Annotated in this window: 10 protein-coding genes and 1 riboswitch; of the genes, 3 read left to right on the forward strand and 7 right to left on the reverse strand. The window is 72.7% G+C overall.

The window, feature by feature from the left end; all coding sequences use genetic code 11:
* Positions 1-125 precede the first annotated feature (125 nt).
* Entirely contained in the window at positions 126-1,250 is a 1,125-nt protein-coding gene (locus tag NR111_RS02935) for a uroporphyrinogen-III synthase (RefSeq protein WP_256819973.1), read from the forward strand.
* Between the two features lie 221 nt (positions 1,251-1,471).
* Here NR111_RS02935 and nirD read toward each other — a convergent pair whose 3' ends face one another.
* From nirD to NR111_RS02960, 5 genes are all read right to left on the reverse strand, one after another.
* Positions 1,472-1,894, reverse strand: coding sequence for a nitrite reductase small subunit NirD (nirD, locus tag NR111_RS02940; RefSeq protein ID WP_096905950.1), 423 nt, complete (start codon positions 1,892-1,894; stop codon positions 1,472-1,474).
* A 128-nt stretch (positions 1,895-2,022) separates the two neighbouring features.
* Positions 2,023-4,575: a nitrite reductase large subunit NirB gene (gene nirB, locus NR111_RS02945; RefSeq protein WP_256819852.1), complete on the reverse strand. Its 2,553-nt coding sequence runs from the start codon at positions 4,573-4,575 to the stop codon at positions 2,023-2,025.
* Between the two features lie 217 nt (positions 4,576-4,792).
* Positions 4,793-5,479 (reverse strand): DUF3239 domain-containing protein, encoded by a 687-nt coding sequence (locus NR111_RS02950; protein ID WP_069390400.1) that lies wholly within the window; start codon positions 5,477-5,479, stop codon positions 4,793-4,795.
* A gap of 53 nt (positions 5,480-5,532) precedes the next feature.
* Entirely contained in the window at positions 5,533-7,200 is a 1,668-nt protein-coding gene (locus NR111_RS02955; RefSeq protein ID WP_256819853.1) for a DNA repair helicase XPB, read from the reverse strand.
* Between the two features lie 66 nt (positions 7,201-7,266).
* The gene (locus NR111_RS02960) at positions 7,267-9,681 is read right to left on the reverse strand and encodes a helicase-associated domain-containing protein (RefSeq protein WP_256819854.1); all 2,415 of its coding nucleotides are present in this window, start codon (positions 9,679-9,681) and stop codon (positions 7,267-7,269) included.
* Between the two features lie 102 nt (positions 9,682-9,783).
* Between NR111_RS02960 and NR111_RS02965 the strand changes: the two genes are divergently transcribed.
* Positions 9,784-9,984, forward strand: coding sequence for a hypothetical protein (locus NR111_RS02965; RefSeq protein WP_096905946.1), 201 nt, complete (start codon positions 9,784-9,786; stop codon positions 9,982-9,984).
* Between the two features lie 97 nt (positions 9,985-10,081).
* On the opposite strand, the gene NR111_RS02970 is transcribed toward NR111_RS02965, so the two are convergent.
* Both NR111_RS02970 and NR111_RS02975 read right to left on the reverse strand, forming a co-directional pair.
* On the reverse strand, positions 10,082-10,717 hold the full coding sequence (locus NR111_RS02970) for a transglycosylase family protein (RefSeq protein ID WP_256819855.1): 636 nt from the start codon (positions 10,715-10,717) through the stop codon (positions 10,082-10,084).
* An 8-nt stretch (positions 10,718-10,725) separates the two neighbouring features.
* Positions 10,726-10,883: riboswitch (cyclic di-AMP (ydaO/yuaA leader) on the reverse strand.
* A 181-nt stretch (positions 10,884-11,064) separates the two neighbouring features.
* On the reverse strand, positions 11,065-11,352 hold the full coding sequence (locus NR111_RS02975) for a hypothetical protein (protein WP_096905944.1): 288 nt from the start codon (positions 11,350-11,352) through the stop codon (positions 11,065-11,067).
* Positions 11,353-11,467: 115 nt separating this feature from the next.
* On the opposite strand from NR111_RS02975, the gene NR111_RS18445 reads away from it, so the two are divergent.
* On the forward strand, positions 11,468-11,869 hold the full coding sequence (locus tag NR111_RS18445; protein ID WP_067712771.1) for a cold-shock protein: 402 nt from the start codon (positions 11,468-11,470) through the stop codon (positions 11,867-11,869).
* The last annotated feature ends 5 nt before the right edge of the window (positions 11,870-11,874 follow it).

Below are 11,874 nucleotides of genomic sequence, written 5' to 3' on the forward strand. Positions count from 1 at the left end.
GGGACGAGCGGTCACGGGACGCGGCGGCGGGGGCGTGCGGTGCTGCGGCGGGGGCGGACGAGGCGGTGGAGGGAAACCTGCCGGACACACGCCTCGTTCATGATGGGGGAGTGACCGATTCCGACGTGACCACCTCCGAACCCGATCTCCCGCTGCTCGGACGCACTGTCGCCGTCACCGCCGCCCGGCGGGCCTCCGAACAACGGACCCTCCTCGAGCGGCGCGGGGCCACCGTCCTGCACGCCCCGGCGATGCACATGATCCCCATCGCCGAGGACACGGTGGTGCGCGAGGCCACCGGGCGCCTGCTCGACGCGCCCGCCGACCTCATGGTGCTCACGACCGCGGCCGGCGTGCGCTGGTGGATGCAGGTGTGCGAGGAATGGGGCCTGGCCGACGACCTGCTCGAGCTGATGGGCGCGGTCCCGCTGTACTCCCGCGGACCCAAGACCACCGGCGCGATCCGTGCCGCCGGCCTGCGCGAGCACGCCTCGGCCAAGAGCGAGGCCAGCCCGGAGCTGCTGGAGATGCTGCTCGAGCGCGGCGTCGAGGGCCTGACGATCGGCGTCCAGATCCAGGGCGCCGGCTCCGGGTGGAACCCGATGTCCGTGCTGCTCGACGGTCTGCGCGAGGCGGGTGCCGACGTGATCGAGGTGCCCGTCTACCGCTGGGAGCTGCCCGACGATCTCGCGGCACTCGACGATCTGGTGCGGACCATCGCGGCGCAGGGCGTCGACGGCGTGACCTTCACCGCGGCGCCGGCGGTGGTGGCGGTGCTCACGCGTGCCGAGGCACTGGGCGTGTTCGACGACCTGCTCGAGGCGCTGGACGGGCCCGTCGCCGCGCTGTGCGTGGGGCCGGTGACCGCGGCACCCCTGGCAGAGCTCGACGTGCCGTTCACCAGCCCGGACCGGATGCGGCTGGGGTCACTCATGCGGCACACCACCGACGAGCTCGCCGCCCGGACCGCGCCGATCGAGGTTGCCGGGCACGACCTCACCGTGTGTGCGGCGGCCGCACTGGTCGACGGCAGACCGGTGGAGCTCACCCCGGCCCAGCTCGCGCTGCTGCGGGCCCTCGCCCGGCGCCCCGGGGCCTGCGTGAGCCGCGATGACCTGCTCGCGGCCCTCCCCGGAGACGGCACCGACCTGCACGCCGTCGAGACCGCGATGGGTCGCCTGCGGCGCGCGCTCGGCGTTCCCGACCTCGTCACGACCGTCGTCAAGCGCGGGTACCGACTCAGCATCTAAAGGCGCCGCCGGCCCTGCGGACTCCTCGACGTACGCGCCCTGAATGGTCCACACCCGCAGCGTAACCCGCCAGTGAATGTGCATTCTGCCATCGCACGCCAGCGGGGCGGCGCGCGCAGAAGGGGCAGCGCACGCAGAAGGGGCAGCGCATCCGCGAGTGGGTGCGCTGCCCCTGGTTCGGGAACGGGCCGGGCCGGGGCCGGCGGCGAGCGGGCCGGCGTCTACGCCGCGATCACGCGGGCATGCCGGACGGCGGGCTGGGTGGCCACGAACACCGTGCCGTCGGCGGCGACCCGGGCGGGGAACACCGAGAGCCCGTGCGAGGGGTCGTCGAGGCCGCGACCGTCGGCGAGCGCATAGGCCTGCTTGCCGATCGGTGAGATCACCGCGGGTTCGCCGGCGCGGTCGCCCACCAGGCCGCGGCTCATCACGGCCGCCCGGGCGACGGGGTCGATGTTGCAGAGGGCGCGGACCTCGTCGTCGTCGATCTTGTACACCGCCACTTGGCGGCCGTCGGGCAGCAGGGCGGCGACCCCACGCCCCGGGATGAGGCGGCCGACCGGGCAGACGGCGATCTCGGCGGGGCGCGCGGCGCCCGATGCGGGAGCGGGGCGGGTGGCGGTGAACAGCTGGGTGGTGGTCATGACGGATCTCCTCCTGGTGGGCGGAACTGGTGAGCGGAAGTCGTGGGCGGAAGTAGTGGGCGGAGCTGGTGAGCAGGAGTCGTGGGCGGGGTGGCCGGCAGAGCTGGCCGGTGTCCGGCGCGGGACCGTCAGACGCGGGCCGGCATGGACGGCGAACCGAGCAGGACCGGCACCTTGCGGCCGTCGCGCTCCTCGAACTGCACGGTGGGGTCGGGCGCCTCGGGGGCGTTGATGAAGGAGACGAACCGGCCGAGCTTGTCGGGGTCGTCCAGGACGGCCGCCCACTCGTCCACGTACCCCTCGACATGCGATTCCATCCGGCCCTCGAGCTCGGCCGCGAGCCCCAGTGAGTCGGAGCAGACGACCTCACGAAGGTGGTCGATGCCGCCTTCGAGCGACTCCAGCCACGGTGCGATCCGCTGCAGGCGCTCGGCGGTGCGGACGTAGAACATCACGGTGCGGTCGATGTAGCGGATGAGCTGGTCGTCGGTGAGATCCCCGGCCAGCAGCTGTGCATGCCGCGGGGTCGCGCCACCATTGCCACCGACGTAGAGGTTCCACCCGGTCTCGGTGGCGATCACGCCGACGTCCTTACCGCGCGCCTCGGCGCACTCGCGGGCACAGCCGGAGACGCCCATCTTGATCTTGTGCGGCGCCCGCAACCCGCGATACCGAGTCTCGAGCAGGACCGCCATCCCCACGGAGTCCTGCTGGCCGTAGCGGCACCACGAGGTACCCACGCAGCTTTTCACCGTGCGCAGCGACTTGCCGTAGGCGTGACCGGACTCCATGCCCGCGTCGACCAGGCGTCGCCAGATCTGCGGCAACTCCTCCACACGCGCGCCGAAGAGATCGATCCGCTGGCCGCCGGTGACCTTGACGTACAGGTCGTGGTCGCGCGCGATCTCGCCGATCACGATGAGCTGGTCGGCCGTCACCTCCCCGCCGGGCATCCGCGGGACCACCGAGTAGGTGCCGTTCTTCTGGATGTTGGCCAGGAAGTGGTCGTTGGTGTCCTGGAGCGAGGCCTGCTCGCCGTCGAGGACGTGGTCGGAGCTGGTCGAGGCGAGAATCGAGGCGACGGTCGGCTTGCAGATGTCGCAGCCGGCGCCGCGGCCGAAGCGCCCGATCAGGCCGGAGAAGGTCCGGATCCCGGTGACCGTGACGATCTCGAACAGCTCCGAGCGGGACTGGTCGAAGTGCTCGCACAGTGCAGTGGACTGCTCGACCCCCTCGGCCTCGAGCACCTGACGCATGAGCGGCAGGCACGACCCACACGAGGTGCCGGCGCGGGTGCACGCCTTGAGTGCCGGGACGTCGCACGCCCCGCCACAGATCGCGTCGCGCAGCGTGCCCTTGGTGACGGCGTTGCAGGAACAGATCTGGGCGTCGTCGGGCAGCGACTCCACGCCGACACCCCCGCCGTCCGCCGCGGCGCCGGGAGTGATGAGGGACAGGGGATTGGACGACGGCAAGGTGCGCCCGAGCAGCGGCTTGAGCAGCTGGTACGGGCCCGCGTCCCCGACGAACACCCCGCCGAGCAGGGTCAGGGCGTCGTCGCTGAGGACGAGTTTGGAGTAGGTGCGCGTGACGGGGTCGTCCACCACCAACTCGAGGCAGCCGGGCGTGCGCCCGTGGGCGTCGCCGAAGCTGGCCACGTCGACCCCCATGAGCTTGAGTTTGGTGGCGAGGTCGGCGCCGGTGAACTCGGCGTCGGCGCCCGGACCGTCGCCCAGCCGGGCGGCGACCACCTCGGCGGAGGCGTACCCGGGTCCGACCAGGCCGTAGCAGGTGCCCTCGATGGCCGCGCACTCGCCGATCGCGAACACGTGCGGGTCCGAGGTGCGGCACGCCCGGTCGGTCAGCACGCCGCCCCGCTCGGCCAGTGCCAACCCGGCCCCGCGGGCGAGCTCGTCACGGGGGCGCACACCGACGGAGAACACCACGACCGCTGCCTCGACCGCGGTCGTCTCGCCGTCGTCGCCGGTCAGGGTCACCCGGACCCCGCCGTCACTGTCCGCACCGTCGCGCGGTTCGATCACCGTGTCGGTCACGCTCAGGTGCACCTCGATGCCACGGTCGCGGATGAGGTCGCCCAGCAGCGCGCCGCCCCGACCGTCGACCTGGACGGGCATGAGCCGGTCGTTGCGCTCCACGACGTGCGGGGTCAGCCCGATCAGGCTCAACGCGTTGGCGGCCTCGATGCCGAGCAGCCCGCCGCCGATCACGACGCCGTGCGCGCCGGGCCCTGCGGTCTCGGCGGCCGCGCGGATCGCGTCGAGGTCGTCGAGGGTGCGGTAGACATGGCAGCCGGGCAGGTCGTGACCGGGCACGGGCGGGACGAACGCGCGTGAGCCGGTGGCCAGGACCAGCGTGTCGTAGGAGATGAACTCGCCGGAGTCGAGTTCGACCTGCCGCGCGGATCGGTCGATCGCCGTGACGAGGTGTCCCGAGCGGACGGTGACCCTCGGGTCGGCGGAGTGGCGGGCGTCCTCGAGGTGCAGGGCCGCACGTTCCCAGGCGCCGACATAGGCCGAGAGGCCCACGCGGTCGTACGCGGGGTCGGGTTCCTCGCCGATCACCGTGACGGCCAGGTCGGTGTCGGCGTACCGCGAGCCGAGGGTGGAGACGAATCGGTGGGAGACCATCCCGTGCCCGACGACGACGATGTGCTCAGTCATTCCTAGACCTCCTTCGAGCCTGTACCGATCAGGCTAGGAAGGCGGTGTTGCGGAACTGTGGCGTCGGATCACGGTCCCGTGACGCTTAGTTCACAGGGGGCCCGGCGGCGGGTGAGGCCGCGGACGGGCTACGGGTGCGGGCGTGCCGAGGGCGCGCGGATGCCGGGAACCGGGTGAGGGCGGTCGCTTGCGCAGATGCCGGGGGAGGGGGGGCCGCTCAGTCGAGGGGGAGCAGGCTCGTCGGCGTGGCCGAGACCTCGTCCACCCGGTCGAGGTTCTGGCGCACCCGCTCCCACTCGCCGGAGGGGATCTCCTTCTCGAGTCGGCGCAGGACGGCCTTGTCGGAGGTCGCCCATGCGACGGGCATGGGTGAGATGAACTGGTACAGGTTGTCGCCGCCGCGGGCGCTGCGGTTGCCGACCACGGCCACGCACGGCACGCGCTCGCCCACGCGAACGTCGTGACCCGGGAGCTTCTCGCAGCTGCGGACGGCCAGCGCGGGGAGCTTTCCGGCGGAGCGGTCGACGGCACGGTCGACCAGCGCCAGGAGGGTCAGCCCGCGGGGGCGCACCTCGGCGATGATGGCCGGGACGAGTTCCGAGGTGGCGTAGGTGCGCTGCATCGAGCCCATTTTGCGCGGGATGTACCCGATCATCGCCAGGCATCCGAGAGCGAAGACCCCGGCCAGCGCGGCGACGATCCAGGCCCAGGCCTCGAAGCCGGAGTAGATGAGCAGGCCCACGGCCGCGGCCAGGACGAGCACACCGAGGATGCCCGCGGACCACTGCAGCCGCCGCACCTCGGCGAGGCTCTCGTTGTGCTTGCGGACCCAGGCGTCGTCGACGGGGATGTCGGCGAGGCGGTACTGCTCGTGCGGGGCGCGGGGGGTGCGATCGGCGGCCATGGGTCCAGTATCCCAGGAACCGTCCGGACCGGACCCGCGGGTGGCCGCCGGCGTCAGCCGACCTCGGGGATCGGCGGCCCCAGCAGGTCGTCGGCGTCGATGATCCGGTAGGCGTACCCCTGCTCGGCGAGGAACCGCTGCCGGTGCGCGGCGTACTCGGCGTCGAGGGTGTCGCGCGAGACCACCGAGTAGAAGTGTGCCTGGCCGCCGTCGTGCTTGGGCCGCAGCAGCCGGCCCAGCCGCTGCGCCTCCTCCTGCCGGGAGCCGAACGTCCCCGACACCTGCACGGCCACGCTGGCCTCGGGCAGGTCGATCGAGAAGTTGGCGACCTTGGACACCACGAGCGTGGAGATCTCCCCGGCGCGGAACGCGTTGAAGAGCTTCTCGCGCTCCTTGTTGGAGGTGGAGCCCTGGATGACGGGCGCGTCGAGCTCGTCGCCGAGTTCCTCGAGCTGGTCGAGGTAGGCACCGATCACCAGGGTCGGGGCGCCCGCGTGCTTGGCGAGGATGCTCTTGACCACCGGGATCTTGGTCCGCGCGGTCGAGCACAGCTTGTACTTGTCCTCCGCCTCGGCGGTGGCGTAGAGCATCCGCTCGTTCTCCGTGAGCGTCACCCGTACCTCGACGCAGTCGGCCGGGGCGATCCAGCCCTGCGCCTCGATGTCCTTCCACGGGGCGTCGTACCGCTTGGGTCCGATGAGGGAGAAGACGTCACCCTCGCGGCCGTCCTCGCGCACCAGGGTGGCGGTGAGCCCGAGTCGGCGCCGGGACTGCAGGTCCGCGGTCATCCGGAACACCGGCGCGGGCAGCAGGTGCACCTCGTCGTAGATCATCAGCCCCCAGTCGCGGGAGTCGAACAGCTCCAACGCCCGGTGGACGCCCTTGGTCTTGCGGGTGACCACCTGGTAGGTGGCGATGGTGACCGGGCGGATCTCCTTGCGCTCACCGGAGTATTCACCGATCTCGTCCTCGGTCAGCGTGGTGCGGGCCAGCAGCTCCCGCTTCCACTGCCGACCGGCGACCGTGTTGGTCACCAGGATGAGCGTGGTGGCCTTGGCCTTGGCCATCGCGGCCGCCCCGACCATCGTCTTGCCCGCGCCGCAGGGCAGCACGACGACACCCGAGCCGCCCGCCCAGAACGAGTCGGCGGCCATCTGCTGGTAGTCGCGCAGCTCCCAGGGCTCGGACTCGGTGGACAGGTCGATGTCGTGGGCCTCACCGTCGACGTACCCGGCCAGGTCGTCGGCGGGCCAGCCCACCTTCAGCAGCTCCTGCTTGAGGCGGCCGCGCTCGGACGGGTGCACCACGACGGTGTCGGTGTCGATGTCGGCGCCGAGCATGGGGGCGATCTTCTTGTGGCGTTTGACCTCGGCGAGCACCGCGGAGTCCAGGGAGACCAAGGTCAGTCCGTGGACCGGGCTCTTGACCAACTGGAGCCGGCCGTAGCGGGCCATGGTCTCGGCGATGTCCACCAGCAGCGGCTGCGGGACCGGGAAGCGGGAGAAGTTGACCAGCACGTCGACCACCTGCTCGGCGTCGTGCCCGGCGGCCCGGGCGTTCCACAGCGCCAGCGGCGTGATCCGGTAGGTGTGGACGTGCTCGGGGGCGCGCTCCAGTTCGGCGAACGGGGCCAGCGCCTGGCGCGCGTCGTTCGCCTGCTCGTGGTCGATCTCCAGCAACACGGTCTTGTCCGACTGGACGATCAGCGGTCCACCACTCACTTCGGCCCTCCTCGGGGTTTCACCGGACCCGCGTGGGTCCGACCCTTCATTGTCCAGGAATCCGGGTCAGCGGGTCGGGTCGACGTCGGAGACGGAGATCACGCGGTGCAGCGGCAGGGTGACGGGCTCGGCGGAATCCGGCTCGATCCCCTCGATCCGACCCCCACCGACGGAGGCCGGCACGAGCAGTCGCGCGGTGGACCGGCCCTGGGCGTCGACGACCGAGACGGTCACGGCGGTGCCCGTGCTCGCCGCGTCGTGCAGGCGGGCGATGGCGGCCTCGCCGGTGTACGTGCCCCCGGAGGCGCCCCGCGCCGAGCGCACCCGGTCGGCCGAACGCATCGCGGCGACGGCCGCACGCAGTTCGGAGGGGGTGGCCGTGCGAGTGGGGACCCGGGGCGCGCGGGTGATGCGGCTCTCCCGGACACGGGCCACCGGCCGGGACAACGCGACGACGGCGCCGGTCGTGTCCTCGACGACGGGGGCGAACCCGTGCTCGCGCAGGGCCTCCACCAGGTCCAACGGCCGGGCCTGGGAGATGAGGACGGTCGGCGCGACGGTCCGCAGTGCGCAGTTCTCGGCCACCGGGGAGCTGAGCACCTGGGCGACCAGAGACGGGTCGTCGCACCGGACGAAGGACAGGGCGGTACCCACCCGCAGCCGACCGTGACGACGGGCCACGTCCTCGATGAGGTAGTCCAGCGACTGCGGGACGGGGGTGACGGAGGTCCGGGCGAGCAGGTCCCGGATCCCCGCCGCCGTGCGCCCGGCGTCGAGTGCGCGACGCACGGAGGTCTCGGTGACGCGGTAGGTGGTGGCGGCGCCGGCCGACTCGACGTCGGCCAGGAGCGCGAACTCCGCGGCGAGCTCGGGCACGAGCGGGCCGGGGGCGAGGATCGTCAGGTCGGCCTGGACGATGACCTCCGAGACCGGGTCTGGCAGGGCGGCGACGAGGACCGGTTCGAGGTCCTCGACGCCGGGGGCGGGGGTGCCGTCATGGGTGGTGGCGGTGTGGGTGGCGGCTCCGGCGACGGGTGCGTGGGTGTCGCCGGCGAGGGCCCTGGCCGCGCTGGTGGCGGTGGTCCCGACGACGAGTCCCATCAGGCGCGCCTCCGCCACGGTCTCGGCCACGGGCCGGGAACCCGCACGCGAGAACCACACCGGCGAGGACCAGCGCACCACCTCCGTCAGCAGTGTGGCGTCGGGCTCCGCTGCGGGGTCCAGGGCGGCCAGCGCCTTCAGGACCCGGACCCGTTCTGTGGGACCGGGCGGGCCGATGGGCTCACCCAGTGCCGGCACGGTGCCGCCGCCCTCGATCTCGGACCCGACCCTCCAGGGAGTCCGCGGCATGGACCACCACGCGAGGACGAGCTCGGCCCAGCGGCGTGCCGGTTCGCGGGCCGACCACACGTCGGCGGCCTCGGTGGGGGCCCACACCGAGTCGAAGGCCACGTCGCCGACATCGGCGTCACCGACAGCGATGAGTCCCGCGGCCGCGAGGACCTCGAGCAGCAGGGGGAGCTCGCCCTCGACGAGACCGGCGGCGCGGGCCACCCGCCGCAGTTCGCGCACGCCGACACCGCCCGCCTTGAGGGTGGCGGCCGGGGCGGTCGACAGAGCGGAGAGGACCGAGTCGCAGCGGTGCAGCAGTTCGAGGGCCGCGACACCGCCGGAGGCGTCGACCCGGCCCGCCCCGCCCGACGCCGCCCCGGCCCTCGGGGCGGCCCACGCAGGGGCGTGGAGCAGCGACGATCCCTCGTCCCGGGCGCCGTGGCGGGCCCGGTCCAGCGCGTGGGCACGGGGGACGACGACCTCGCCGTCGTCCCCACCGGTCACCTCCGCGAGTCCCGCGCCGGCCAGCTCGGTCGCGGCGGCACGCACCGGCTCCGACGCCCCGGCTCCGAGAGCCCCGACGGGGGTGCGCCCGCGGGCGATCGCCTCGAGCACCCCGACCGCCGGAGCCGACAGACCGCCCCAGGCGACGTCGAGGTCGGCGCCCGCGGGCTCGCCGGGGTGCGGCGCCACCACCGGGGCCGACCGGACGGCCACCGCCGTGACCGGCACCATCCGGACATGACCCTCCCCGCCCCAGAGCAGGGTGAGGTCGCGGAGACGGGCGACGGCGGCGTGGAAGACGGGCTCGTCGTCGTCGACACCCAACCGCCCCGACACCGCACCCAGCGGCACCGTCCCGGAATCGGCACCCACCGCGGCGGCGGTGGACAGGACCACGAGCTCCGGCCACGTCAGGGTCCCCAGCGCGCGGGCGGTGGACGCCGGCAACCGCAGCCTCGACGCGAGCACGTCGACCGAGGCCGGGGGAGGGGTGGCCACATCTGGACGCAACTCGCACACGCGGACGAGCGCGTCATCGGACAGTCCGGCCAGCCACGCGGGGAAGTCCGGCTCGTCGCCGGCGGCACCGGGGGAACCAGCACTGCGGGGGGCGACACGGCGGGAGGAGGCTCGGGAACTCGGCATGATCCGTCCCAGCCTAGTGAGATCGCGGCGGCGGTGAGGACCGTCCGGGTCCGATACGACCCGGATGCTGACGGGACGCCCGCGAGGTGAGACACTGGACACGTGGCTGCCAAGAAGAATCTGACCCATGACAACCCGGGATGGCCCGACGCCTCGTTCGGCGAGCACCCGGTGACCGAACTCGCCGCGCTGGTCGCGGGAGGCCTGTCCCCCTTCGGGCAGGAGACCTTCCCGCTGCCGCAGCATCGGCTGGGCTACCTCCACCCCGAGACGGTGGTCAACAGGACCGCCCGCACCCGCTGAGCGCGGCGCACTTACACACGAGAAAGGGCCGCCACTCCCCGCAGGGAGTGGCGGCCCTTTCTCGTGGTCCGTGGACCGGGGCTGCGCGGGTGACGCGTCAGTTGGCCAGGTAGGTGGCGAAGAAGCCGTCCACCAGGTCCTGGTTGCCGGCGTACGCGGCGTCGACGGCGTCGCGGTTGGCCTCGTAGGTGTCGGCGATCGGCAGGGCGATGCCGCGGCCCTCGGCGAAGGAGGACAGGGTCGCCACGTGCTCGGCTGCGGTGACCGCCTCCGGGGCGGCGGGCGCGGCCGGGGCGTGGGCACGCGGGGCCGGCGCGGGCGCCGGGTCGGACAGGTCACGCGGGGTCGGCGCGGAGTTCAGACCCAGCTTGGCCGAGCAGGCGGGCCAGGCGCCCCAGCCCTGACCGGCGAGGGTCTTCTCGGCGATCGCGATCTGCTGCTCGCGCGTGGCCTGGTTGGCCGTCGGGGCGTACTGCGTGCCGCCGTAGGCGGCCCAGGTGCTCGGCGAGAACTGCAGGCCACCGTGGTAGCCGTTGCCGGTGTTGATGCCCCAGTTGCCGCCCGCCTCACACTGGGCCAGGCGGTCCCAGTCGGAGTCGGGGGCGGCGTTGGCGGCCGGCGCGAGGGCCAGGCCGGCGGCGGAGAATGCGGTGCCCGCGAGCACGACCTTCACAGCGTTCCTGGGCGCTGAGGAGGGGGCGGCGGCACGGTGGCGTCCGGTGTAAGAGGTCATGTCGTCAGTCCTTTTCACTCTGTGCCTACGGGGTGAGCTGTCGGGTTCGGACGAGTGCGTCCGGCCGCCGGTGGCGGCTTCACCCCAAGGCGACCTGCGGCCGCCGGGCCCGTGGTGGGCCCTGTCGGGTCCCCCGTCCCCGCCCGGGTAATGGTCACTGTGGCATCGGCCGCTGGGCGGGGTTCGGTAGGTGCGTCCGATGCCGACTCGCTGACGAGTCTGCTACGAAACTGTAGCGGTCCGATGCCGGATCGTCACCATTCTGAAATAAACCGAGGCAGTGCAGGTCTGGCGAGGGTGCCGTTATCGGCTCGTTACCAGCGGTGTTCGCGGGAGGGTGTGGTTGATCACACCGAGGGTGGTCGCGAGCCGAGGATGGCGTAGAGCAGCCCCAGCAGGAACCCGACCGGCGTGAACAGCATCGCGCCGAGATACAGGATGGTCGGCGCGTCGCGGCCGAGCACGAACGGGGTCAGCGCCGCCGCGACGGTGAACAACACTCCGATCGAGAAGATGACGAGCGCCGTCACGAACAGGCCCCGGCGTCGTGGCCGCACGGGGTCGGCTGCCCGGGTGGACGCCGCGGCGTCAGGTGTCCAGGGGTCGTCGGCAGGGCGTCGATCGTCGGCGGTCACACGGGGAGGTTACCGCTCGCCTCGCGGTGGGCACCAACGCGCACGAGGGTAGTCTCGGGGCATCAGTCATGGTTGTCGGTCGCGTATCCCGCGTCCGGTCGGAAGGTGGTTCGCGGTGCCCAGCGGCAAGGTCAAGTGGTACGACGCGGAGAAGGGCTTCGGCTTCCTGTCCCAGGAGGGTGGCGAGGATGTCTACGTGCGGTCCGAGGCGCTGCCCGCGGGGGTCGAGACGTTGCGTCCGCGCCAGCGCGTGGAGTTCGACATGGTCTCCGGACGCCGCGGCCCCCAGGCGTTGCGCGTGGTGGTCCACGACGAGCCGACGGTCGCGGAGGAGCGGGCCCCGAGGAGCGGGCCCCGACGTTCGGCGGACGAGCTGCACGGGATGGTCGAGGACATGATCAAGGTGCTCGAGTCGACCGTCCAGCCCGAGTTGCGCCGTGGTCACCGGCCGGAGGCCAAGGTCTCGGGCCGGGTGGCGTCGGTGCTCCGCGCGGTCGCGCGCGAGCTGGACGCCTGACCCAC

The organism is Dietzia sp. Die43, assembly GCF_024519835.1.
Taxonomy (GTDB): Bacteria; Actinomycetota; Actinomycetes; order Mycobacteriales; family Mycobacteriaceae; genus Dietzia; species Dietzia kunjamensis.

Bases quoted from the DNA above. Each gene is read 5' to 3' on its own strand.
- nirD (WP_096905950.1), bottom strand. From the start codon at position 1,894: ATGACCACCACCCAGCTGTTCACCGCCACCCGCCCCGCTCCCGCATCG.
- nirB (WP_256819852.1), bottom strand. From the start codon at position 4,575: ATGACTGAGCACATCGTCGTCGTCGGGCACGGGATGGTCTCCCACCGA.
- NR111_RS02950 (WP_069390400.1), bottom strand. From the start codon at position 5,479: ATGGCCGCCGATCGCACCCCCCGCGCCCCGCACGAGCAGTACCGCCTC.
- NR111_RS02960 (WP_256819854.1), bottom strand. From the start codon at position 9,681: ATGCCGAGTTCCCGAGCCTCCTCCCGCCGTGTCGCCCCCCGCAGTGCT.
- NR111_RS02970 (WP_256819855.1), bottom strand. From the start codon at position 10,717: ATGACCTCTTACACCGGACGCCACCGTGCCGCCGCCCCCTCCTCAGCG.